Origin of the sequence: Bacteroides graminisolvens DSM 19988 = JCM 15093, assembly GCF_000428125.1 — a bacterium.
GTDB classification, from domain to species: Bacteria; Bacteroidota; Bacteroidia; order Bacteroidales; family Bacteroidaceae; genus Bacteroides; species Bacteroides graminisolvens.
In genome coordinates, this window is sequence record NZ_ATZI01000013.1 from 69,197 (window position 1) to 91,604 (window position 22,408).

General features: G+C 35.9%; 29 protein-coding genes. All 29 read left to right on the forward strand.

What is annotated here, in order from left to right; translation table 11 throughout:
- The first annotated feature begins 4 nt into the window (after nt 1-4).
- The 29 genes from rpsQ (at nt 5) to C511_RS0109860 (ending at nt 21,501) form a co-directional block, all read left to right on the forward strand.
- Nucleotides 5-262: a 30S ribosomal protein S17 gene (rpsQ, locus tag C511_RS0109725; RefSeq protein WP_024997591.1), complete on the forward strand. Its 258-nt coding sequence runs from the start codon at nt 5-7 to the stop codon at nt 260-262.
- A gap of 2 nt (nt 263-264) precedes the next feature.
- Nucleotides 265-630 (forward strand): 50S ribosomal protein L14, encoded by a 366-nt coding sequence (gene rplN / locus C511_RS0109730; RefSeq protein ID WP_024997590.1) that lies wholly within the window; start codon nt 265-267, stop codon nt 628-630.
- 19 nt (nt 631-649) lie between these two features.
- Nucleotides 650-967, forward strand: a complete 318-nt coding sequence (gene rplX / locus C511_RS0109735) for a 50S ribosomal protein L24 (protein WP_024997589.1) — start codon at nt 650-652, stop codon at nt 965-967.
- A gap of 2 nt (nt 968-969) precedes the next feature.
- Entirely contained in the window at nt 970-1,527 is a 558-nt protein-coding gene (gene rplE / locus C511_RS0109740; RefSeq protein ID WP_024997588.1) for a 50S ribosomal protein L5, read from the forward strand.
- 4 nt (nt 1,528-1,531) lie between these two features.
- Nucleotides 1,532-1,801 (forward strand): 30S ribosomal protein S14, encoded by a 270-nt coding sequence (gene rpsN, locus C511_RS0109745; protein ID WP_024997587.1) that lies wholly within the window; start codon nt 1,532-1,534, stop codon nt 1,799-1,801.
- 52 nt (nt 1,802-1,853) lie between these two features.
- The gene (gene rpsH / locus C511_RS0109750; RefSeq protein WP_024997586.1) at nt 1,854-2,249 is read left to right on the forward strand and encodes a 30S ribosomal protein S8; all 396 of its coding nucleotides are present in this window, start codon (nt 1,854-1,856) and stop codon (nt 2,247-2,249) included.
- 17 nt (nt 2,250-2,266) lie between these two features.
- Nucleotides 2,267-2,821 carry a 50S ribosomal protein L6 gene (rplF, locus tag C511_RS0109755; protein WP_024997585.1) on the forward strand — a complete coding sequence of 185 codons (555 nt, stop codon included), beginning with the start codon at nt 2,267-2,269 and terminating at the stop codon, nt 2,819-2,821.
- Nucleotides 2,822-2,843: 22 nt separating this feature from the next.
- Nucleotides 2,844-3,188 carry a 50S ribosomal protein L18 gene (gene rplR / locus C511_RS0109760; protein WP_024997584.1) on the forward strand — a complete coding sequence of 115 codons (345 nt, stop codon included), beginning with the start codon at nt 2,844-2,846 and terminating at the stop codon, nt 3,186-3,188.
- 5 nt (nt 3,189-3,193) lie between these two features.
- Nucleotides 3,194-3,709, forward strand: a complete 516-nt coding sequence (rpsE, locus tag C511_RS0109765; RefSeq protein ID WP_024997583.1) for a 30S ribosomal protein S5 — start codon at nt 3,194-3,196, stop codon at nt 3,707-3,709.
- Between the two features lie 11 nt (nt 3,710-3,720).
- Nucleotides 3,721-3,897 carry a 50S ribosomal protein L30 gene (gene rpmD / locus C511_RS0109770; RefSeq protein ID WP_024997582.1) on the forward strand — a complete coding sequence of 59 codons (177 nt, stop codon included), beginning with the start codon at nt 3,721-3,723 and terminating at the stop codon, nt 3,895-3,897.
- 27 nt (nt 3,898-3,924) lie between these two features.
- Nucleotides 3,925-4,371, forward strand: a complete 447-nt coding sequence (gene rplO, locus C511_RS0109775; RefSeq protein WP_024997581.1) for a 50S ribosomal protein L15 — start codon at nt 3,925-3,927, stop codon at nt 4,369-4,371.
- A 4-nt stretch (nt 4,372-4,375) separates the two neighbouring features.
- Entirely contained in the window at nt 4,376-5,725 is a 1,350-nt protein-coding gene (gene secY / locus C511_RS0109780) for a preprotein translocase subunit SecY (protein ID WP_024997580.1), read from the forward strand.
- Nucleotides 5,726-5,733: 8 nt separating this feature from the next.
- The gene (gene map, locus C511_RS0109785; RefSeq protein WP_024997579.1) at nt 5,734-6,525 is read left to right on the forward strand and encodes a type I methionyl aminopeptidase; all 792 of its coding nucleotides are present in this window, start codon (nt 5,734-5,736) and stop codon (nt 6,523-6,525) included.
- A gap of 14 nt (nt 6,526-6,539) precedes the next feature.
- The gene (infA, locus tag C511_RS0109790; protein WP_024997578.1) at nt 6,540-6,758 is read left to right on the forward strand and encodes a translation initiation factor IF-1; all 219 of its coding nucleotides are present in this window, start codon (nt 6,540-6,542) and stop codon (nt 6,756-6,758) included.
- Nucleotides 6,759-6,766: 8 nt separating this feature from the next.
- Nucleotides 6,767-6,883, forward strand: a complete 117-nt coding sequence (gene ykgO, locus C511_RS17555) for a type B 50S ribosomal protein L36 (protein WP_081698298.1) — start codon at nt 6,767-6,769, stop codon at nt 6,881-6,883.
- Nucleotides 6,884-6,916: 33 nt separating this feature from the next.
- Nucleotides 6,917-7,297 carry a 30S ribosomal protein S13 gene (gene rpsM, locus C511_RS0109795; protein ID WP_024997577.1) on the forward strand — a complete coding sequence of 127 codons (381 nt, stop codon included), beginning with the start codon at nt 6,917-6,919 and terminating at the stop codon, nt 7,295-7,297.
- Between the two features lie 11 nt (nt 7,298-7,308).
- Entirely contained in the window at nt 7,309-7,698 is a 390-nt protein-coding gene (rpsK, locus tag C511_RS0109800; RefSeq protein WP_007212088.1) for a 30S ribosomal protein S11, read from the forward strand.
- Between the two features lie 107 nt (nt 7,699-7,805).
- Entirely contained in the window at nt 7,806-8,411 is a 606-nt protein-coding gene (gene rpsD, locus C511_RS0109805; protein WP_024997576.1) for a 30S ribosomal protein S4, read from the forward strand.
- An 11-nt stretch (nt 8,412-8,422) separates the two neighbouring features.
- Nucleotides 8,423-9,415, forward strand: a complete 993-nt coding sequence (locus C511_RS0109810; RefSeq protein ID WP_024997575.1) for a DNA-directed RNA polymerase subunit alpha — start codon at nt 8,423-8,425, stop codon at nt 9,413-9,415.
- 3 nt (nt 9,416-9,418) lie between these two features.
- Nucleotides 9,419-9,910 (forward strand): 50S ribosomal protein L17, encoded by a 492-nt coding sequence (gene rplQ / locus C511_RS0109815; protein ID WP_024997574.1) that lies wholly within the window; start codon nt 9,419-9,421, stop codon nt 9,908-9,910.
- Between the two features lie 533 nt (nt 9,911-10,443).
- The gene (locus C511_RS0109820; RefSeq protein ID WP_024997573.1) at nt 10,444-11,070 is read left to right on the forward strand and encodes a DUF6563 family protein; all 627 of its coding nucleotides are present in this window, start codon (nt 10,444-10,446) and stop codon (nt 11,068-11,070) included.
- Nucleotides 11,071-11,192: 122 nt separating this feature from the next.
- A complete protein-coding gene (locus tag C511_RS0109825; RefSeq protein WP_024997572.1) occupies nt 11,193-11,831 on the forward strand; it encodes a TetR/AcrR family transcriptional regulator in 639 nt (212 codons plus the stop codon).
- Nucleotides 11,832-11,850: 19 nt separating this feature from the next.
- On the forward strand, nt 11,851-13,203 hold the full coding sequence (locus C511_RS0109830) for a TolC family protein (RefSeq protein ID WP_027318093.1): 1,353 nt from the start codon (nt 11,851-11,853) through the stop codon (nt 13,201-13,203).
- Nucleotides 13,204-13,237: 34 nt separating this feature from the next.
- Nucleotides 13,238-14,254, forward strand: coding sequence for an efflux RND transporter periplasmic adaptor subunit (locus C511_RS0109835; protein WP_024997571.1), 1,017 nt, complete (start codon nt 13,238-13,240; stop codon nt 14,252-14,254).
- 12 nt (nt 14,255-14,266) lie between these two features.
- A complete protein-coding gene (locus C511_RS0109840) occupies nt 14,267-17,425 on the forward strand; it encodes an efflux RND transporter permease subunit (RefSeq protein WP_024997570.1) in 3,159 nt (1,052 codons plus the stop codon).
- A complete protein-coding gene (locus C511_RS0109845) occupies nt 17,422-17,715 on the forward strand; it encodes a PG0541 family transporter-associated protein (RefSeq protein WP_024997569.1) in 294 nt (97 codons plus the stop codon). Before C511_RS0109840 ends, C511_RS0109845 begins: the two co-directional genes overlap by 4 nt.
- 64 nt (nt 17,716-17,779) lie before the next feature.
- Nucleotides 17,780-19,153 carry an SGNH/GDSL hydrolase family protein gene (locus C511_RS0109850; protein WP_024997568.1) on the forward strand — a complete coding sequence of 458 codons (1,374 nt, stop codon included), beginning with the start codon at nt 17,780-17,782 and terminating at the stop codon, nt 19,151-19,153.
- Nucleotides 19,110-20,045, forward strand: coding sequence for an SGNH/GDSL hydrolase family protein (locus tag C511_RS0109855; RefSeq protein WP_027318094.1), 936 nt, complete (start codon nt 19,110-19,112; stop codon nt 20,043-20,045). Before C511_RS0109850 ends, C511_RS0109855 begins: the two co-directional genes overlap by 44 nt.
- Complete coding sequence (locus C511_RS0109860) at nt 20,020-21,501, forward strand: MBOAT family O-acyltransferase (protein WP_024997566.1); 1,482 nt, start codon at nt 20,020-20,022, stop codon at nt 21,499-21,501. The genes C511_RS0109855 and C511_RS0109860 overlap by 26 nt, the downstream gene beginning before the upstream one ends.
- Nucleotides 21,502-22,408: the final 907 nt, after the last annotated feature.

Genomic DNA, 22,408 nt, shown 5'->3' on the forward strand with positions numbered 1-22,408 from the left:
TTAAATGGAAGCAAGAAATTTAAGAAAAGAAAGAACTGGGATTGTGCTAGGTAACAAGATGGATAAGACCATTACTGTGGCCGCTAAGTTTAAAGAGAAACATCCCATATATGGTAAGTTTGTTAGTAAGACAAAAAAATACCATGCACATGATGAAAAGAATGAATGCAATGTTGGTGATACAGTTTGCATTATGGAGACTCGTCCCTTAAGTAAAACTAAGAGATGGAGATTAGTAGAAATAATCGAAAGAGCTAAGTAGTTATGATACAGGCAGAATCTAGATTAGTAGTGTGTGATAATAGTGGAGCTAGGGAGGCTTTGTGTATCCGCGTTCTTGGCGGTACAGGTCGTCGTTATGCTTCGGTTGGGGATATTATTGTTGTTTCAGTAAAAAATGTTATCCCCTCTAGTGATGTAAAAAAAGGTGCAGTTTCTAAGGCTTTAATTGTTAGGACAAAGAAAGAAATTCGTCGTGCTGATGGTTCTTATATACGCTTTGATGACAATGCATGTGTGCTGTTGAATAATGCTGGGGAGATACGTGGAAGCCGTATTTTTGGTCCAGTTGCTAGAGAACTACGTTCTACAAATATGAAAGTTGTTTCGCTTGCACCTGAAGTTTTATAATTTAGAAAAGACTTTAGTCATGAATAAGTTACATATAAAAAAAGGTGATACTGTTTATGTCAATTCAGGTGATGATAAAGGCAAAACAGGTAAGGTTTTAAAAGTTTTAGTTAAAGAGGGGCGAGCAATCGTTGATGGCATTAACTTAGTTTCCAAAAGTGCTAAGCCTAGTGCAAAGTATCCTCAAGGTGGTATAATTAAGCAAGAGGCGTCTGTACACATCTCTAACTTAAATGTTGTTGATGCTAAGACAAACAAGCCTACTCGTATTGGTAGAAGAAAGAGTTCTGAAGGGACTTTAGTACGTTATTCTAAAAAAAGTGGAGAGGAGATTTAATAATGAGTAATACTGCTAGTTTAAAAAAAGAATATGTTGAGCGTATAGCTCCTGAATTGAAGTCTCAATTTCAATATTCTTCTACCATGCAAATACCTATGTTAAAAAAGATTGTCATTAATCAAGGATTAGGTATGGCTGTGGCTGATAAAAAAATTATTGAGGTTGCAATTAATGAAATGACTACTATTACAGGTCAAAAGGCTGTTGCAACAATTTCTCGTAAAGATATTGCCAATTTCAAATTGAGAAAGAAAATGCCAATTGGTGTTATGGTTACTTTACGCAGAGAGAGGATGTACGAATTTCTTGAGCGCTTAGTGAAAGTTGCTTTACCTCGTATTAGAGACTTTAAAGGGATTGAAAGTAAATTTGATGGTAAGGGAAACTATACTTTAGGCATTCAAGAACAAATTATTTTTCCTGAAATAAATATTGATAGTATAACAAGAATTTTAGGGATGAATATAACTTTTGTAACAACGGCTAAGACTGATGAAGAAGGTTATGCACTCCTGAAGGAATTTGGATTACCTTTTAAAAACGCTAAAAAGGATTGATATTATGGCAAAAGAATCAATGAAAGCTCGTGAGGTAAAACGTGCTAAGTTAGTGGAAAAGTATGCAGAAAAACGTGCATTATTGAAGAAAGAAGGTAATTTTGAAGCTTTACAAGCTTTGCCTAAAAATTCTTCACCTGTTCGTTTGCATAATCGTTGCAAACTTACAGGGCGTCCCAAAGGTTATATACGTCAGTTTGGTATATCAAGAATCCAGTTTAGAGAAATGGCTTCTAATGGGCTTATCCCTGGCGTAAAGAAAGCAAGCTGGTAATTATTGTTAAATTTTAAATATTGTCAGGATAGACCTGATTAATTTATTTCATATGACAGATCCGATAGCTGATTATTTGACGAGGCTAAGAAATGCGATTAGTGCAAATCATAGAACAGTAGAAGTTCCAGCCTCTAATTTGAAAAAAGAGATTACTAAAATACTCTTTGAAAAAGGTTACATTCTTAATTATAAGTTTGTAAGTGATGGACCTCAAGGTACAATTAAGATTGCCTTGAAGTATGATTCTGTTAATAAAGTTAACGCAATCAAGAAACTTATTAGGGTATCTTCCCCTGGTATGAGGAAGTACACAGGTTATAAAGATATGCCTAGAGTAATTAATGGTTTAGGTATTGCTATAATATCTACTTCTAGGGGAGTGATGACAAACAAAGAAGCTTCTGACCTGAAAGTTGGTGGTGAGGTATTGTGTTATGTATATTAATAAGGGAGGATTAAGCAATGTCTAGAATTGGAAAATTACCTATTACTGTGCCAGCAGGTGTTACATTAGAGTTTAAAGATAATGTTATTACTGTTAAGGGTCCTAAAGGAGAGTTACGTCAGTATGTAAATCCAGTTATATCTGTTAACTTAGATAATAATGAGATTACTCTTACTCGTTCGACTGATGACAAACAAGAACGTGCATATCATGGATTGTATCGTTCCTTGATAAACAATATGATTATTGGAGTTTCTGTTGGCTACAAAAAGGAACTTGAACTTGTGGGTGTCGGTTATAGAGCTTCAAATAATGGTAATATAATTGATTTATCTTTAGGTTATACGCATAATATATTTATTCAGTTGCCACCTGAGATAAAAGTTGAAACTAAATCTGAAAGGAATAAAAATCCGCTTATTATTTTGGAATCTTGCGATAAACAACTTTTAGGGCAGGTTTGTTCTAAAATTCGTTCTTTCCGTAAGCCTGAGCCTTACAAAGGTAAAGGTATTAAATTTGTGGGAGAAATTATTCGTAGAAAATCAGGAAAATCAGCTGGTGCTAAATAAGTTTTAAATAATAGATAATATTATGACAACAAAAGTAGAAAGACGTACCAAAATCAAATATAGAGTCCGTAGTAAAATATCTGGAACATCGGATTGCCCTCGTATGAGTGTGTTTAGAAGTAATAAACAAATCTATGTACAGATAATTGATGATCTATCGGGAAAGACTTTAGCTTCTGCTTCTTCTTTATCTTTTGATGAAAAAGTAACTAAGAAAGAACAGGCTGCGAAAGTTGGTGAGGTTATTGCTAAAAGAGCTCAAGAAGCAGGAATTATGACTGTTGTTTTTGATCGCAATGGTTATTTGTATCACGGACGCATTAAAGAGGTTGCTGATGCAGCACGTAATGGTGGACTTAATTTTTAATGATTATGGCAGGAATTAATAAAGTTAAAGTTACTAACGATTTAGAACTAAAAGATAGATTAGTTGCCATTAATCGTGTAACAAAGGTGACTAAAGGTGGTAGAACTTTTAGTTTTTCAGCGATAGTAGTTGTTGGTAATGAAGAAGGTGTAATTGGCTGGGGACTTGGTAAAGCAGGTGAAGTTACTGCAGCAATTGCTAAAGGCGTAGAAGCTGCAAAAAAGAATCTTACTAAGGTGCCTCTTTTAAAAGGAACAGTTCCTCACGAGCAAGTTGCAAAATTTGGTGGTGCCGAAGTTTTTATTAAACCTGCGTCACATGGTACCGGAGTAGTTGCTGGTGGTGCTATGCGTGCTGTTTTAGAAAGTGTTGGAATTACCGACGTTTTAGCAAAATCTAAGGGATCTTCGAATCCTCATAATTTGGTTAAGGCTACAATCTTAGCGTTATCGGAGATGAGAGATGCGCGTATGGTTGCACAGAACAGAGGTATTAGTGTTGAAAAAGTTTTCAGAGGTTAGGAGGATATAATATGTCAACTATAAAGATTAAACAAATAAAAAGTAGAATTGGTGCTCCAATTGACCAAAAGCGTACCTTAGATGCTCTTGGTCTCCGAAAACTAAATAGAGTGGTAGAACATGAGTCTACACCTTCTATCTTAGGAATGGTGAGTAAGGTAAAGCACTTGGTTGCTATTGTTAAATAAACATTGTGAAATTTAAAATTTTACCATATGGATTTAAGTAATTTAAAACCAGCTTTTGGCTCAACCAAAACAAGGAAAAGAGTAGGACGTGGTTCTGGTTCTGGTTTAGGTGGTACTTCGACTAGAGGACATAAAGGTGCTAAGTCAAGATCTGGATATTCAAAAAAAATAGGTTTTGAAGGAGGTCAGATGCCTCTTCAACGTAGAGTGCCTAAATTTGGATTTAAAAATATTAGCCGAGTAGAGTACAAAGCTATTAATATTGATGTCGTACAAAAACTTGCTGAAAAGAAAAATTTAACGGTTGTCGGTTTTTCTGATTTAGTTGATGCGGGATTTGTTTCGGCTAATCAATTAGTTAAGATTTTGGGTAACGGTACCATCTCTATTAAATTGGAGGTACAAGCTCATGCTTTTTCCAAATCTGCAATTAGTGCCATTGAAGCGTTGGACGGAAATGTTGTAAAACTCTAGATCAATGAGAAAAGCTATTGAAACATTAAAGAATATATGGAAAATTGAGGATCTTAGACAAAGGATCCTCATAACCATATTGTTTGTTGCGATATATCGCTTTGGATCATATGTTGTTTTACCAGGAATTAATCCTGGTATGTTAACTCAACTGCATCAGCAAACTAGTGAGGGTCTTCTTGCGCTGTTAAATATGTTTTCTGGCGGTGCGTTTTCAAATGCATCAATTTTTGCTTTGGGAATTATGCCATATATTTCAGCATCGATTGTAATTCAATTATTGGGTATTGCTGTCCCCTATTTTCAGAAAATGCAGCGTGAAGGTGAGAGTGGTAGAAGGAAAATGAATCAATATACTCGTTATTTGACGATTCTAATACTTTTAGTACAAGCACCTTCCTATTTACTTAATTTGAAAATGCAAGCAGGTCCTTCTTTAAATGCTTCATTAGATTGGACCTTGTTCATGTTTACCTCTACGATTATATTGGCTGCAGGAAGCATGTTTATACTTTGGTTAGGTGAGAGAATTACTGATAAAGGTATTGGCAATGGTATTTCTTTTATTATATTAGTGGGAATTATCGCAAGGCTGCCGCAATCTTTATTTCAGGAGTTAATTTCTCGTATGAGTGATAAGACTGGTGGCTTGATTATGTTTTTAATAGAAATTGTTTTCCTACTGTTGGTTATTGCTGCTGCTATTTTATTGGTTCAAGGAACAAGAAAAATTCCTGTTCAGTATGCTAAGAAAATTGTTGGTAATAAGCAATATGGAGGTGCACGTCAATATATTCCATTAAAAGTTAATGCTGCCGGTGTTATGCCAATCATATTTGCTCAGGCAATTATGTTCATACCTATAACTTTCATCGGTTTTTCAAATGCTAACACTTCTAATAGTATTATTCAGGCTTTTACAGATCATACGAGTCTTTGGTATAATTTAGTTTTTGCTGTGATGATTATTTTGTTTACTTATTTTTATACAGCAATAACTATTAATCCGACTCAAATGGCTGAAGATATGAAAAGGAATAATGGTTTCATTCCAGGTATTAAACCGGGTAAGAGTACTGCGGAGTATATAGATGATATTATGTCACGCATTACCTTTCCAGGCTCTTTCTTTCTGGCAATTGTGGCTATCATGCCAGCTTTTGCTGGCTTATTGGGGGTTAAAGCTGAATTTGCTCAATTTTTTGGTGGTACATCGCTTTTAATCTTAGTTGGTGTCGTTTTAGATACTTTACAGCAGATTGAAAGCCATTTGTTAATGAGGCATTATGATGGATTGTTGAAGTCTGGTCGTATTAAAGGTCGGAGTGCTAGCTCAACCGTTAATGCTTATTGATTGTTAAAATGATTTTTCTTAAAACTGAAGAAGAAATTGAGTTTCTTAGGGAGAGTAATCTATTGGTTAGTAAAACTTTAGGTTATGTTGCTTCACTTATTAAACCTGGTGTAACTACTTTAGAGTTAGATAAATCAGCAGAAACGTATATAAGAGATCACGGAGGAGTACCAACTTTTAAAGGTTATCCAAATAATTTTGGTACTCCTTTTCCAGCAACACTTTGTACATCTATTAATGACCAAATAGTTCACGGTATTCCAAGTGGTGCTGTAACTTTAAAAGAAGGTGATATTATTTCTGTTGATTGTGGAGTTCGCCTCAATGGTTTCTGTGGCGATTCTGCATATACGTTTGGTGTGGGTGAAATTAACAGCAATGTGAAACATTTGCTGAAAGTTACAAAACAAGCGTTGCTAGAAGGTATAGATAATGCTGTCGTAGGTAAACGCATTGGTGATATTGGTTTCGCAATACAGAATTTGTGTGAAAATAGTGGGTACGGAGTTGTTCGTGAGTTTGTAGGTCATGGTATTGGTCGAAATATGCACGAAGATCCTCAGGTTCCAAATTATGGGAGAAAAGGTTATGGACCTTTACTAAAAACAGGAATGTGCATCGCAATTGAACCCATGATAACTTTAGGCAGTAGACTTATTATTATGGAGCGTGATGGTTGGACTGTGAGAACCAAAGATTGTTCCTATTCTGCACATTTTGAACATACTGTAGCTATAACGAACAAAGAAGCTGATGTTTTATCTACTTTTGATTACATTGATGAGGTTTTAAGAATTTGAGTATTTTAATATTTATGGCAAAGCAATCTGCAATAGAACAAGATGGAATAATAGTTGAGGCGTTGTCTAATGCAATGTTTCGAGTTGAGTTAGATAATGGACATGAGATTACGGCTCATATTTCAGGTAAGATGAGAATGCATTATATAAAGATTTTACCTGGAGATAAAGTTAGAGTTGAAATGTCTCCCTATGATTTATCCAAAGGAAGAATAGTGTTTAGATATAAATAAATTTAGATATGAAAGTAAGAGCATCATTAAAAAAACGCACGTCAGAATGTAAAATTGTTAGACGTAACGGTCGTTTGTATGTTATTAACAAGAAAAATCCTAAGTTTAAACAACGTCAAGGATAATTTCTTATTTTTGCAAGATAAATATTTTATTTTATGGCTATAAGAATAGTTGGTGTAGATTTACCTCAAAATAAGAGAGGAGAAATAGCGTTAACCTATGTATATGGTATAGGACGCAGTAGTTCAGCTAAAATTCTAGAGAAAGCTGGTGTAGATAAAAATCTTAAAGTCAAAGATTGGTCAGATGATCAAGCGGCATCAATTCGTGAGATTATTGGTGCAGAATTTAAGGTTGAAGGTGATCTTCGTTCTGAAGTTCAATTAAATATTAAAAGATTAATGGACATTGGTTGCTATCGTGGTGTCCGTCATCGTATTGGCTTACCTGTTCGTGGTCAAAGTACTAAGAATAATGCACGAACTCGTAAAGGGAGAAAGAAAACCGTTGCTAATAAGAAAAAAGCTACTAAATAATAATTCTTGATATGGCAAAAAAAACTGTTGCAGCAAAAAAAAGGAATGTTAAAGTTGATGCTAATGGACAATTACATGTTCATTCCTCATTCAATAACATAATTGTTTCACTTGCTAATAGTGAAGGGCAGATAATTTCGTGGTCTTCTGCTGGAAAAATGGGCTTTAGAGGCTCTAAAAAGAATACCCCTTACGCAGCTCAAATGGCTGCACAAGATTGTGCAAAAATTGCTTTTGATCTTGGACTTAGAAAAGTTAAGGCTTATGTTAAAGGACCGGGTAATGGTAGAGAGTCAGCAATTCGTACTATTCATGGTGCTGGTATTGAGGTTACAGAGATTGTCGATGTAACTCCATTGCCACATAATGGATGTCGTCCTCCTAAAAGACGTAGAGTTTAATTAATAAAATGAGACTTAATTTTGTTTATGGATTGCACTCTTTCTTCTCTGTAATCGCGGCTGCAACAAATTAAGTTGATGATTACTATAATTTAATAAAAATAATAATGGCTAGATATACAGGACCAAAATCTAGAATTGCGCGTAAATTTGGTGAAGGCATTTTTGGAGCCGATAAGGTGTTGTCAAAGAAGAACTATCCTCCAGGACAACATGGTAATTCTAGAAAAAGAAAAACTTCTGAATACGGAATCCAACTTCGTGAGAAGCAAAAGGCAAAATATACTTATGGTGTTTTGGAAAAACAATTTCGTAATTTGTTTGAAAAGGCTGAGACCGCTAAAGGTATTACAGGTGAGATTTTGCTTCAATTACTAGAAGGGCGTTTAGATAATGTAGTGTTCCGTCTTGGAATTGCTCCATCGCGTGCCGCAGCTCGTCAGTTAGTAAGTCATAAACACATAACTGTTGACGGTAGTGTTGTTAATATTCCTTCATATGCGGTGAAACCTGGGCAAGTTATTGGTGTAAGAGAACGTTCAAAGTCTTTAGAAGTAATTAGTAATTCTCTTGCAGGCTTTAATCATAGTAAATATCCATGGTTAGAATGGGATGACAATGCTAAAGTAGGTAAATTGCTTCATATTCCTGAGCGTACAGATATTCCTGAGAATATTAAAGAGCATTTGATTGTTGAGTTGTATTCTAAATAATAATTAGTTCCATGGCGATATTAGCATTTCAAAAACCTGATAAAGTATTAATGTTGGAGTCGGATCCGAAGTTTGGAAAATTCGAATTTCGTCCCTTAGAGCCGGGTTTTGGTATTACAGTAGGTAATGCATTGCGCCGAATTCTTCTTTCTTCGTTGGAAGGTTTTGCTATAACAACAATTAGGATTGAAGGTGTAGAGCATGAATTCTCTAGTGTTCCTGGTGTCAAGGAAGATGTTACCAACATAATCTTAAATCTTAAACAAGTAAGATTTAAGCAAGTAGTTGAAGAGTTCGAAACAGAAAAGGTAACTATTACAGTTGAAAACTCTAGTGAATTTAAGGCTGGTGACATAGGTAAGTATTTGACTGGATTTGAAGTGTTAAATCCTGAATTGGTTATTTGTCATTTAGATTCTAAGGCAACTATGCAAATTGATATAACAATTAATAAAGGTAGAGGTTATGTCCCTGCTGATGAAAACAGGGAGTTCTGTACAGATGTTAATGTTATACCAATTGATTCAATTTATACTCCTATTCGTAATGTCAAGTATTTAGTAGAAAATTTCCGTGTTGAGCAAAAAACTGACTATGAGAAATTAGTACTTGAGATTACTACAGATGGTTCCATTAATCCAAAAGATGCGTTAAAAGAAGCTGCCAAAATTCTAATTTATCATTTTATGCTTTTTTCTGATGAAAAGATTACGTTGGAAAATACAGATATAGATGGTAATGAGGAATTTGATGAGGAAGTTTTGCACATGAGACAATTGCTTAAGACTAAATTAGTTGATATGGATCTGTCTGTTCGTGCCCTTAACTGCTTAAAAGCAGCTGATGTTGAAACTTTAGGAGATCTTGTACAATTTAATAAGACTGATCTACTGAAGTTTAGAAATTTTGGAAAGAAATCGCTTACCGAGCTTGATGATTTGCTGGAAAGTCTGAATCTAACATTTGGGACTGATATCTCGAAATACAAATTAGAAAAAGAATAAAAAATGAGACATAATAAAAAATTCAATCATTTAGGCCGTACTGCTTCTCATAGAGCTGCTATGTTATCTAATATGGCATCTTCTTTGATAAAGCACAAAAGAATCACTACGACCGTAGCTAAGGCTAAAGCATTAAAGAAATTTGTTGAACCATTGATAACTAAATCAAAGAATGATACAACAAATTCTCGTCGCGTAGTTTTTAGCAATTTACAAGATAAAATTGCAGTTACTGAACTATTTAAAGAAATTGCGACTAAAATAGCAGATCGACCAGGTGGCTATACGAGAATTATTAAGACAGGGAATCGATTAGGTGATAATGCTGAAATGTGTTTCATAGAGTTGGTTGATTATAACGATAACATGTCGAAAGATATTGTTGCTAAAAAATCACCTCGTACACGCCGTTCAAAGAAAGTAGTTAATGCTGATTCTACAGATTTAGCCCAAGATGCTCAATCTACAGAAGAAAATAATGCTTCCGTTGAATAATAGAGACTTTCTTATAAGGGTCACATGAGATAAATTGTTGACCATACTAAAAAATAACTCGAGTTTGTGACTCGAGTTATTTTTTTAGTAATGACTAATGTTTAGGGTTGACTATGCTTGTAATTTTAGTATTAGCCTACAAATCTTTTGGATGAAATGTTCTATATCGATTGATTCAATATCCTAGATGCGGCGGTTAATGTATTTTTTTGATTCACCAGTTGTTGGACTTATATCGATTTTGATTGCCTGCCAAAATTAGATGATTATTATTTTATTATAGCAAAAATTGCTTCATCAAATAGATTTCTCTGTTTAAAAATCAACTAGATAACGCTTTTTTTGAATGGATTTATAATACGCACCTTCCTCTTTCAGTATCTAAAGTTTTTTCCCTTTAAGTGTATGTTAGCTCTAAGTTATGCCTGAACATCATATTTAATATACACCTTGATTTATTATATTCATTTATTGTCATTTCACCTTTAATTCGTATCTTTCCAAAGTTTTTAATATGCTGATTGTTTATGTCTATGAAAAGGGTTTTAATATTATTGGGGTTTGCACTTTTTTCAGTGCTTATGTTTGCTCAAAATAAGTTTTATTTGAGTGTTAAAGATATCTATATACATCGTGGTGATTCTCTCTCCAAAGTTGTTTTAGAGAAAAGAACAAAAAATCAGCTTATGCTTACGCCTGGTGGGGATTATAAAATAAGTGCCTCTTCTCCTTCAACTTGCAAGAGAATCAAAGGACGGTACTTTGCGATTGAGATAGATGGAAATTTATATTTGAATTGCAGAAAATTGCGCTTTAACCGTTTTAGATTTGGTACTTGTTATGCCCCTGCTATGTGGGTGAAAGATAAAATTTATTTCTCGGCTTTGCCGATTGGATCTGCAGCAGCTAGTATAACATCAGCGACAAATTATAATATGGGAGATGTTGGACGGGCAATTGCTTCTTCCTCACTACTAACTGAACGTGTCTACTATTTTATTGATCCTATAACTTATAAGGTTGAATTTGTTAGTCGTGATGTTATGAGCGAATTATTGATTGATCAACCTGATTTGCGAGCAGAATACTTATCTTCCCATTCAGAATTAGCTAATGTGACAGGTAAGTATCTTAAAATATTAGCAGGAGTTGATCAATAATCATTCTTCAATTAATACTTTCCTATTTTTTAATAATATCTTTATACTACATATTTTAGTGTGTTACTTATGCGATTTTTTAATTTAGAAATCAGATATAACTATATAAAAATAAACAGTATATAATTATGTATGAAAAAGAAAACAACAGAACAGAGCTGAAGCATAAAACCGTCACTTTAGCGATGAACGCTTTTGCGACTAAAGGTATAAAAGGAGTGACAATGGATGACATTGCTATGGGGTTGGGTATATCAAAAAGAACTCTATATGAAATGTTCGAAGATAAAGAGGAACTCTTGATAGCATGTATGCTGGAGCATCAAAGAGAAAAAAATGTATTTGTTAATGAAGTTATATCTAATTCAGTGAATGTTCTAGAAGTCATTCTCAAATGTTATAAGAAGAGTGTTGAGGATTATCATAAAACGAACGTACGTTTTTTAGAGGAAATAAAGAAATATCCGAAAGTTTGTGAGCTAATGAATGATCATAAAAAGAAAAATAGTAACTACGTTATTTCTTTTTTTAGGAAAGGAGTTGAGCAAGGGCTTTTTAGAGCAGATATTAAGTTTGATATTGTTCATGATTTGTTGCATGAGCAGATCGATATGTTAATTCACAGTGAGACTTTTAAAAAATATTCTTTTCTAGAGGTTTATGAATCAATAGTTTTGATATTCGTACGAGGCATATCAACTGATAAGGGAATTGGAATACTGGAAAACTTCTTGATAGAATATAATGCTAAATCTGTATAATGCAATATCCTATGTGTATATGATGATTAAGAAAATGTTTTTGGATAAAATTTTATTATTGATTGTCTTGCTAGCTTTATTTACTAATTCAGTGGAAGCGCAAGATTCGAGTCTTTCACAAGATAAGGATACATTGGTTCTAACTATCGAATCTGCTATGAAAATTGCACTTTCTGAAAGTCCTATCGTAAAGATATCCGAGAAAGAAGTTGTTTTGAAGAAAGAAATTAATAAAGAAGCATACGCTGCCTTATTCCCTGATATAAACTTGAGTGGTACTTATTCAAGAACAATCAAAAAACAAACAATGGCAATGCAATTCGGTGAGGAAACTACAACTATACAAGTTGGACGTGACAACACTTATAATGGTGGTATGATAATTAGTTTACCAATTTTTGCTCCCGCATTATACAAAACTATTAATCTTACGAAAACAGATATTGGTCTTGCTACTGAGAAAGCTCGATTCTCAAAATTGGATCTTATAAATCAAATTAAAAAAGCCTTTTATCAGTTGCTTCTAGCTCAGGACAGTTATAGCGTTTTGACTAGAAGTTACCGTCAGGCTGAGGCTAATTTTAATATTGTTAATGCAAAGTTTATTCATGGCACTGTTAGTGAGTTTGATAAAATTCGTGCAGAAGTCCAGATGCGCAATTTAAAACCTTCTGTTGTGTCAGCCCATAATGGCGTTAATTTAGCAAAACTGCAACTCAAAGTTTTAATGGGGATTGATGCAAATTATGAACTAGTTATCAATGGAGGTCTAAAAGAATATGAAATGGAGATGTTCATATCTAAAGAGAATAATGTCTACTATAACCTTAGTAATAATTCAGACCTAAAGCAATTAGACCTTAGTAATAAGTTGCTTCAGAATACTCTTAAACTACAACAAACTAATTTCATGCCTACCTTATCGGCTTCTTTCAATTATTTATATATGTCGATGAATGATAATTTCAGAATATCTAGTTACGATTGGTATCCATACTCTACGTTTGGATTAAGTCTGACTATACCGTTATATAAAGCTAGCAATTTTAATAAACTGAAGCAAACAAAAATTCAAATCCAGCAACTGGCGCTGAATAGACTCAATTTGGAACGTCAGCTGAATATGAAAATTAGTAGTTATTTAGATAGTATGAATGCTAGTTCCGAGCAATTAATGAGTAACAAAGAAAGTGTGGCTCAGGCGGAAAAAGGTCGTCAAATTGCATCAAAGCGATATGATGTAGGTAAAGGAACTATTTTAGAATTGAATGATTCTGAATTGGCTTTAACACAAGCTCAATTGGTTTATAACCAATCTATATATGATTTCTTAGTTGCCAAAGCCGATTTAGAGCTAGTGCTAGGTGAATAACAACAGATAGAGTAATTTCAATTAAAAGTATTATATGAGAAAGTATATTCAGTTAGTATCCTTCATGTTTATTTTGCTAATGAGTGCGTGCACAGAAAGCAAAGATAAGAAAGGAGTAGATGTAATTAGTGAAAAGCCGAGGGTAAAACTTGCAACTGTTACAGCCCGACAAGTTGATCAAATTTTGGAATATACAGCAACTGTAGAGGCAGAAGTAAAAAATAATATTGCTCCTGCTTCTCCTGTTAGAATTGATCATATCTATGTTGAAGTAGGAGACAAGGTCAGTAAAGGTCAAAAACTTGTTCAAATGGATGCAGCAAGTTTAAAACAATTAAAACTTCAGTTGGATAACCAAGAGATAGAATTTAAACGCCTTGATGAATTGTATAAAGTCGGAGGAGTTTCGAAGTCTGAGTGGGATGCTTCAAAAATGTCTTTAGACGTAAAAAAGACTTCCTATCGGAATCTATTGGAAAATACGTCTTTACTTAGTCCCATAAGCGGAATAATAACGGCTCGTAATTATGATAATGGAGATATGTATAATGGTAATACTCCTGTTTTAGTAGTAGAACAAATTGTTCCTGTAAAGCTACTAATTAATATATCAGAAAACTATTTTTCTAAAATAAAGAAAGGATCTCCAGTTAAAGTTAAGTTTGATGTTTTTGAAGGAGAAGTCTTTAATGGCAAAATTAGTTTAATCTATCCAACCATTAACGCAGCAACACGCACTTTTCCTGTTGAGCTTGTGCTAGATAATAAAGATATGAAAGTGCGCCCCGGTATGTTTGCGCGTGTTGAAGTAAATTTCGGTTCGGAAAATCATGTGGTAGTTCCTGATCTAGCAGTTGTTAAACAAGCTGGCTCTGGCGACCGTTATGTATTTGTCTATGAGAAGGGAAAGGTTCGTTACCAAAAGGTAGAATTGGGTAGCAGAATGGGAAGTGAGTATGAGTTGATCTCAGGAGTAGACAACAACTCTCAGGTGGTTGTTGCCGGACATGCACGTTTGGTTAATGGTACTGAAGTAATTATTGAAAAATAATAAAACCCAGTTATGAGTTTATATGAAGGAGCTGTAAAAAAGCCAATTATGACCTCGCTCTGCTTCTTGGCAGTAGTGATTTTTGGTCTGTTTTCATTGTCTAAATTACCTGTCGATTTGTATCCTGATATTGATACAAATACTATAATGGTAATGACAACGTACCAAGGAGCCAGTGCTTCTGATATTGAGAACAATGTTACACGTCCTCTTGAAAATGTTCTTAATTCAGTTAGTAACTTAAAGCATATAACGTCAAAATCATCAGAGAACATTTCAGTCATCACACTAGAGTTCGAATATGGTTATGATATTGATGTCTTAACTAATGACGTGCGTGATAAGTTAGATATGGTTAACTCAGCTTTGCCCGAAAATGTTGAGACTCCAATTATTTTCAAGTTCAGCACAGATATGATTCCTATAGTACTGCTCTCTGTGCAAGCTGAAGAAAGCCAATCTGCTTTGTATAAAATACTAGATGATAATGTAGTTAACCCTTTAGCCCGAATCCCAGGTGTTGGAACTGTATCAATTAGTGGTGCACCTAAGAGAGAAATACAGGTTTATTGTGATCCCAATAAACTGGAAGCCTATAATCTCAGTATTGAAACTATTAGCTCTATAATAGGGGCAGAAAACAAAAATATCCCCGGAGGCAATTTTGATATTGGAAATGAAACCTATGCTTTACGTGTTGAAGGAGAGTTTAATGATACCAAACAGTTAGAGAATATTGTAGTTGGTACGCGTAATGAGGCGAATATTTTTCTTCGTGATGTAGCAAAAGTTGTTGACACTGTTGAAGAGCGAGCTCAAGAGACGTATAATAATGGGCAGAAAGGTGCTATGATTATTGTACAAAAGCAATCTGGAGCAAATTCAGTCAATATATCAAAAGAAGTACTTAAAGCTTTACCCAAACTACAGAAATCACTGCCGAGTGACGTGAAACTTGGTATCATTGTTAATACGTCCGATAACATATTAAATACGATAGACAGTTTAACAGAAACGGTAGCATATGCGTTATTGTTTGTAGTCGTTGTTGTATTTCTCTTTTTAGGAAGATGGAGGGCAACACTTATTATATCAATTACGATTCCCCTTTCACTGATTGCATCATTTATATATCTTGCTATTACTAATAATACAATTAACATTATATCGTTATCTTCTTTATCCATTGCAATTGGTATGGTTGTTGATGATGCGATTGTTGTCCTTGAAAATGTCACTACCCACATCGAAAGAGGTTCTGCCCCTAAGCAAGCAGCTGTTCATGGTACTAATGAAGTTGCCATATCTGTAATTGCTTCTACACTAACCATGATTGCTGTGTTTTTTCCGCTTACAATGATTACCGGTATGACAGGAGTTATGTTTAGGCAACTTGGTTGGATGATGTGTACAATCATGTTTATATCAACTGTAGCAGCGCTTTCATTGACTCCAATGCTTTGTTCGCAGTTACTGAAATTAGAGAAGAAACAGACCAAATCTTTTCAGAAATTCTATGCTCCGGTTGAACGCATTCTTAATGGTTTTGACAATTGGTATGCGCATGTATTAAACAAAGCAGTGCGCCATAGAATGTTGGTTATCATTTCTTGTATCGGCTTGTTTCTCTTGAGCCTTCTTTGTGCCAATGGTATAAGTACGGAATTCTTTCCTACCCAAGACAATGCACGCATATCCGTTGCACTAGAGTTGCCTATCGGATCTCGAAAAGAGTTCGCGCAAAATTTGGCAGATCGATTAACCAAGCAGTGGCGATCAAAATATAAGGATGAAATATTGGTGTGTAATTATACGGTTGGCCAAGCCGATACAGATAATGCGTGGGCAGTAATGCAGAATAATGGTTCGCATATTATTTCATTTAATATCCGATTATCAGATCCGGGAGATAGAAAAAAGACGTTGGAACAGGTTTGCGATGAAATGCGTCAAGACTTAAAGTCTTATCCCGAATTAAGTAAAGCTCAAGTGATATTAGGTGGTAGTAATACAGGCTTAACCGGCCAATCTACTGCTGACTTTGAAATTTACGGTTATGATATGTCTGTCACAGATAGTGTTGCCGCTAATCTGAAACGTCAGCTTTACCAGATAAAAGGTGTTTCAGAGGTTAATATTAGTAGGAGTGATTATCAACCAGAATATCAGGTTGATTTTGACCGAGAAAAGCTAGCCATGCATGGGCTAAATCTATCTACCGCAGGAACTTATTTAAGGAATAGAGTTAATGGCGCAATTGCATCGCAATATCGTGAAGATGGTGATGAATATGATATTAAGGTGCGTTATGCCCCTGAATTCAGAACTAGTTTGGAAAGCCTTGAGAACATTATCATATATAATAGTAAAGGTGAGGCAGTGCGAGTTAAAGAACTTGGTAAAGTTGTTGAGCGATTTACGCCGCCAACAATCGAGCGAAAAGACAGGGAGCGTATAATAACAGTCTCTGCCGTTATTTCAGGAGAGGCTTTGGGAGATGTTGTTGCAGCTGGCAATGACGTTATTGACAATATGGATATTCCTGCGGGAGTAACAGTACAAGTTGCTGGTTCTTTTGAAGATCAACAAGAGTCGTTCCAAGATTTAGGAGTGCTGGGGGTGCTTATTGTTATTCTTGTTTTTATTGTGATGGCTGCCCAATTTGAATCGCTTACCTATCCGTTTATCATCATGTTTTCATTGCCATTTGCATTTAGTGGTGTATTGATTGCTTTGTTTACCAGCCAAAACACGCTGAATGTGATGAGTATGTTGGGAGGCATTATGCTTATTGGTATCGTTGTTAAGAATGGTATTGTATTGATTGATTATATTAGTTTATGTCGAGAAAGAGGGCAGGCGGTAATAAATTCTGTTGTTACGGCAGGCCGTAGTCGTCTTCGCCCGGTTATAATGACAACGGCTACAACCGTGTTAGGTATGGTACCTATGGCAATCTCAACGGGACAAGGTTCAGAAATGTGGCGACCAATGGCTATTGCTGTTATCGGTGGATTAAGTATCTCTACTATTCTTACTTTGATATTAATCCCAGTTCTCTACTGTGTGTTTGCAGGTACAGGAATCAAGAGGCAACGTAAAGTGATGAAGCGCAGGCGTGCTCTATCTGATTATTTTCAAGAACATAAAAGTGAAATTGTTAAAAAATGAAGTCTGTATTTATAACCTTTGACCAAGCCTATTATGAACAGATAATAGGAACCCTAGATCGTTTGAATTGTCGTGGGTTTAGCTATTTTGAACAAGTAAAAGGGCGTGGGAGCAAAACCGGCGAACCGCATTTCGGGAGTCATGCATGGCCTTCTATGTGTTCGGCCATTATAACAATGGTAGATGATAATAAAGTTGATCCATTGCTTGATGCGTTGCATAAGTTGGATACGAGAACTGAAAAATTAGGTCTGCGTGCGTTCGTTTGGAATATTGAAAAAACGATTTGATTGTAAATCGATCTTTCTCTTCCTTTTATATATCTTTGCAGCCTTAAAATCGTAACATGGCTGTATGAATCATCTTAAAGATACGTTTTGGCTGACAATAATTGTTCTGTCGGCACTTCTTTTGCTACATTATTTGCCTTCTACAATAATCTGTGGTCACACTTTACGGAAGGTTGATATGTTGAGTGATATACGTAGTAGCAAAACGGATCTGTCTGTACCTGACACGCTACCTCTTGTTGCTCCCAAATCAAAGATTTTAGTAGATACATGTAAGAGCGGCATTACTTGTGTTGAAGATTTCACAGATTCTATAGGACAGGGAATGGCGCTGTTTTATAATGCGTTGTCGAAGCTTGATGCCGGAGAAAAACGTATAGTGAGAATTGCTGTTTTCGGAGATTCTTTTATAGAGGGAGATATATTCACTGCCGATTTAAGAGAAATGCTTCAACGAAAATTTGGAGGATGCGGAGTGGGCTTTATTCCCATAACCTCTATGACCAGTGGCTATCGGCCTACGGTGAAACATTCGTTTGGAGGCTGGAATAGTCATGCTGCAACTGATACTACTTATTTTAATAAAAAGAAACAGGGGATATCCGGCCATTATTTTATTGCCGATTCAGCAGCATTTGTAGAACTCAGGGGGCAGGCTCAATATGCCTCTTTACTAGATTCTTGTACATGCGCTTACCTTTTGTTTGCCAATAAGGCTCCCGTCAAAGTGGGAGTCAGACTTAATCGGGAAATAGAAAAACTTGTCGATGTCCCATCTTCTTCCTCAAATGGATCATTGCGACAGATTACTCTAAAGGGACACATCGGCTCTGTGAGGTGGAACATTTATAAGGCCGATTCTACCGTGTTTTATGGAGCGGCGTTAGAAGGGGCAAAGGGTATTGTCCTTGATAATTTTTCTTTGAGGGGCAGTTCGGGGGTATCACTGCGATATATTCCGGAGCAAACATTGAAAGCTTTTAGATCTAAGAGACCTTATGATTTAATAATTCTGCAATACGGACTAAATGTTGCTACCGAAAAAGGACGTAACTATGACTACTACCGCATAGGTATGAACAAAAGCATTGCTCATATAAAAAAATGCTTTCCCGAAGCGGCTATTCTAATGTTGGGCGTGGGTGATAGAAGCTATAAGACAGAGGAAGGGGAGTTGAAAACTATGCCGGGTGTAAAGAACCTCATTCAATATCAAAAGGTGATAGCCTCAGAGTCTTCGGTTGCTTTTTGGAATATGTTTCAGGCCATGGGTGGGGAAGGTGCTATGGTCAAAATGGTACATGCTAAACCTTCTTTGGCCAATTACGATTATACGCACATCAATTTTCGAGGCGGCAAATATTTGGCAGGTTTACTATATGAATCCTTAATGTATGGATACGAGCAACATAAACGGAGGGAAGATTATGCTAAGTAGCTTTAGAATAAAGTGCCTCCTTTGCCTGCTGCTCTATGCATCGGGCATGTCGTCTCAAGATAAACTGCCGCAGAAAGCGGCACGGAATTTAATAAGTAGAATACCCAAACCTGCGCTGAAAGTAAAATGGCCGGCTGATACGATTCCGTATACTCAATTACTGCCTGAAATTTTTAGGAACGTTAAGTCGAATGAAATTGTAGATTCTACAGATGTATTGGAGCCTGTCATGAAACAGCTGCAAGAGATGAGGCTGGACATGGAAGTCGATACATTCCGAATTCTTCATATCGGTGATAGTCACGTTCGTGGCCATATTTATCCTCAATCGGCAGGTTTAGTACTTACTCAAGAATTTCATTCTCTTCTTTATTATGACATGGGAGTCAACGGAGCTACCTGTCTTACTTTTACGCATCCGGCGCGAATATCGGCTATTGTTGAAGCTAAGCCGTCGTTGTTAATCTTATCGTTTGGTACCAATGAGAGCCATGGAAAAGGTTACAAAACAAATGTGCACTATAATCAGATGCATGAGTTAATAGAGTTGTTGAAGGATAGCTTACCGGGTGTTCCCATGTTGCTTACTTCTCCTCCGGGGTCATTTGAAAGACGTCGGCTAAGTCGCAGGCGCAGCACTTATTCTCCTAATCCGCGTACTATTATGGCAGCAAAGACAATCAGAGAATATGCATCTCGTAATGGACTTGCGTTTTGGGATCTATATGCTGTGGTAGGAGGAGAGCAATGGGCTTGTAAAAACTGGGATGGGGCAAAACTTATGCGTCCCGACCATGTGCATTATTTGCCTGAAGGATATACTTTGCAAGGAAAACTTTTGGCTCAGGCCATTATAAAAGCTTATAATAATTATGTTGTCAATAGACATTAGTCGACTAATAGAGGTGTTTAGCTATGATTCGCAGGCACCGATGATTTTTAGTAGCGGTTTTTTTCTCTGGTTATTTACCGCATTTATCTCTGTATACGTTTTACTAACACAGAAGAATACAGCCAGAATTTTGTTCGTAACTGCCTTTTCTTATTTCTTCTATTATAAAAGTAGTGGCGTTTATTTTATGCTTTTGGCGTTGGTAACCGTTAGTGATTTCTTTTTGGCTCGAAGAATGAATGTTACTGCATCTGCTGTTCAAAGAAAGCTTTTGGTGTTTTTTAGCTTGTTAATAAACCTCGGACTTCTTTGCTATTTTAAATATAGTAACTTCTTTGGAACCATTTTGGCTGATATTACGGGAGGGTCTTTTAGTCCGATTGACGTGTTTCTACCGGTTGGGATTTCTTTTTTTACGTTTCAATCCTTAAGCTATACCATAGATGTTTATCGCAAACAGATAGAACCTTTAAATCATTTGATGGATTATGCTTTCTACGTGTCTTTTTTCCCGCAGTTAGTAGCTGGCCCTATTGTACGCGCGCGCGATTTTATTCCGCAGATAAGAAAGCCTTTGATGGTGACTTCTGAAATGTTTGGCAGAGGCGTGTTCCTTATTCTGTGCGGACTATTTAAGAAATCAGTCATCTCAGATTATATAAGCGTGAATTTTGTAGAACGTGTGTTTGATGCTCCTTCGCTTTATTCCGGTGTTGAAAATTTAGTTGCTGTGTATGGATATGCACTTCAAATTTATTGTGATTTCTCGGGTTATAGCGACATGGCTATAGGTATAGCTCTTTTGTTGGGGTTTCATTTTAATCTCAATTTTGATTCACCCTATAAGTCATTGTCTATTACAGAGTTCTGGCGCCGCTGGCACATATCGCTTTCAAGTTGGTTGAGAGATTATTTATACATATCGTTGGGAGGTAACCGCAAGGGCAAATTACGTCAATATGTGAACTTGATTGTTACCATGTTTCTTGGCGGCTTATGGCATGGTGCTTCGTGGAACTTTGTTTTGTGGGGAGTACTACATGGCCTGGCCTTAGCGGTTCATAAAATATGGTTGGAGCTATTGGTCGTTTCTCGACTTAGTATTAAGATTCCAAATTTTGTTGGAGCCTTTTTCACTTTCCACTTTGTGTGCTTCTGCTGGATATTTTTTAGAAATACCAGTTTTGAAAATTCGCTTAACATGATTCGACAGATATTTGTGAACTTTCATGTAGATGTGTTACCTCAAATGATAATTGGCTATTGGCCCGTTTTTGTGTTAATGATGATTGGGTTCTTATTGCATTTTGCACCTGATAATTGGGAAAAAGCTTGTTGCTCATTTATTACACGAATACCCTTATGGGCTAAGGCCCTCATTATTATTCTAGTCGTATTCGTTATTATTCAGGTTAAGAGTGCAGATATTCAGCCCTTTATTTATTTTCAATTCTGACGCTTCAACCTCAAAGATGATCTTTCTATATTTAGGCGAATCTTTGGATTCGCCTAGCTTGTTTATGCGGTTTGTTATTAAACAATGGCTTTTCAATATCTAGAATCTTTCGTATTTCCCTATCTCTTTTTGCGCTTCATCTGCTTTCTCTTCTCTCTTTTCTTATTTTTTCTTTCAAGTATCTTCCTTTTGCATTTATCGGCTCACCATGGTTAGCAAGTTGAACGACCAAGGTTAGCCAGTCGCCCAACGATGGTTAGCCAGTCGTCCAACCAAGGTTAGCCGCTCTTTTTTCTTCGGGCTCTTTTCGCTTGAGCTATTGAATAGTCTATCCTGTCCTTCCTTCTTCTTGCTCCTTCGCTAATGTCTGCCTTTCGCCTTTCAACTACCACGTTCCTGCTTTGTTTTCTTGATCCCCCCACTTTGTTTCGAGTCTTTTTATTCTATCCTTGCCTTCCTTCTTACTATTGCAATAACCCTCTTTTTCCTCTGCTTACATTCCCCTTTATATAATATAAGGTATCCCCATTCTTGGCATTTCCCTTCTTCTTGATTCTTTTGCATTTATTTTCCTGCTGTTATCCCTTGATGTCTAGCGCTTTAAGCCTTTTCGCTCCTTTCTTCTTAAAAAAAAGAGTATGATCTTCTTGTTTTGTATGGCAAAAGCTTCTACTTTTGCACCCGCTTTGCAAGAGAGACAAAGTGTTTTCTTGAAATGTTGATAAAGCGCCTGTAGGGTTTGACTTATGCGGTTTTACTTTTAAAAAAAAACTTCTCTGAAAGTTTGGAAGTGAAACTAAAAAGTCTTTATCTTTGCAGTCCGGTTCGCAAAAAAGGATCTTTTTTTGTTTAGGTCTTCGCTCTTGCTAAAAGAGTTTTAGAAGGTAGCTTAACGAAAAAAAACTTT